This is a genomic window from Pontibacterium sp., assembly GCF_041587635.1.
Classification (GTDB): Bacteria; Pseudomonadota; Gammaproteobacteria; order Pseudomonadales; family Balneatricaceae; genus Pontibacterium.
The window spans coordinates 1-1,523 of record NZ_JBFGYC010000719.1 but is presented as its reverse complement, the minus strand read 5'-3'; the positions used below and the strand labels follow the sequence as shown (position 1 = coordinate 1,523).

General features: G+C 50.6%; 2 protein-coding genes. Both read left to right on the top strand.

Annotated elements, in window-relative coordinates:
* Positions 1-416: DUF1302 family protein (locus tag ABYW01_RS21110; RefSeq protein WP_372836547.1), on the top strand; the 416-nt coding region annotated here is incomplete at its 5' end.
* Positions 417-571: 155 nt separating this feature from the next.
* A complete protein-coding gene (locus tag ABYW01_RS21105) occupies positions 572-1,345 on the top strand; it encodes an enoyl-CoA hydratase (protein WP_372836545.1) in 774 nt (257 codons plus the stop codon).
* Positions 1,346-1,523 lie beyond the last annotated feature (178 nt).

The following is a 1,523-nucleotide window of genomic DNA, read 5'->3' as shown; positions in this document are numbered from 1 at the left end:
GGCTGGGTGGAGCGTTACCGTTGGGGATTGATTCACAGGTTATCTTGGTACAATTTGGAGCTGACTATATCGACGGTGATCTGAGTAATTTGGCCGCGCAGAACTCCATCACCAAAGAGGCGGGTTTGATCCCTGACGACCTCGCATACGGTGTGGCAGCAGAGTGGACCGGCACCTGGCAGGCAGTTCGACCGGGGACGGATTTAGCCTTGGATGTATTTATACAGTATGACATCGACGGCAACTCCCATTTCTGGGGTAATTTCGCTGAGGAACGTTTGCTGGGAACCGTCACCCTGACCGCTAATATCGGTAACGAGTGGGAAGCCAGTGCAGGTTACACCTGGGTTGATCAGGACAACTCCCATTATGAAACGCAGGACGTGATCAATCTGTCGGTGAATTATAAGTTCTAGGCGTCGTGTTGTTGAACAGAGCTGCACCTGCCTTCAATCATATGGGTATGTCCGAATTGGTCATCATAACGACCATCATTGCCATTGAGAGTTGAATATAGTCGATGCAGACTGCAATCTGATAACCACTCCCAATGAATCAATGAAGGATTACAATGATGTCTGAGTACGTATTGGTTGAATCAGGTGACGGTATTTTGCAGGTCAAAATGAACCGGCCTGAAAAGAAAAATGCGTTGAGCTTCCTGATGTATAAGGAACTGACTCAGGCGTTGCTGGATGCCGATGAAAACCCTGCGGTGAGAGTGGTTGTGCTCTCCGGGCAAGGCGGGTGTTTTACCGCAGGTAATGACCTGGGTGATTTTCTGACGGCCACGACAGAACCTGAAAAGTTGTCGGCTGCGCTGCATTTCCTACAGGCCATTTCCACAATGAAAAAGCCGGTGATTGCGGCCGTGGATGGTTTGGCAATTGGCATTGGTACATCGATGTTGCTGCATTGTGATCTGGTGTTTGGTGCGACGGAGACGAAGTTTCAGCTGCCATTTACCCGTTTGGGGGTAGTGCCAGAGGGCGGAACCAGTCTGTTGTTACCGCAGACATTAGGTCATCGGGTGGCTTTTGAGTTGGTGGTGATGGGAGAAGTCTTCGGAGCAGACCGTGCCCGTGAGTTGGGGGTTGTGAACGAGGTTTTGCCTGCAGATGAGGTCTTAGCGCGTGCGTTGAGTGCCGCTCAAACGTTAACACAGATGCCGCCCAAGGCGTTGTTAAACGGTAAACAGCTGTTAAAAACATCACAAGATTGCACGTTGGCAGAGGCACTTGAAGCGGAGATGGCGCAGTTTAAGCAAGCCCTGCAATCCGCAGAGTCGTTGGAAGCGATTACTGCGATTCTGGAAAAACGGGCACCCGACTTTAGCGATTGCTAAGCAAAGCTTATGTGGCACTGATGATGGAGACAGCGCGGAGTTAAGCTGTCTCCACCTTCAATTACTGCGATTCATCGGTTGCGAGTTTTTCATGGTGTTTACGGCGGCAACTGAGCATCAACGCCCAGAATTCTGAGAAATCGTTCACTACGACATCGGGTTTGTGCGGGTAGCGCTC

Bases quoted from the DNA above. Each gene is read 5' to 3' on its own strand.
- ABYW01_RS21105 (WP_372836545.1), top strand. From the start codon at position 572: ATGATGTCTGAGTACGTATTGGTTGAATCAGGTGACGGTATTTTGCAG.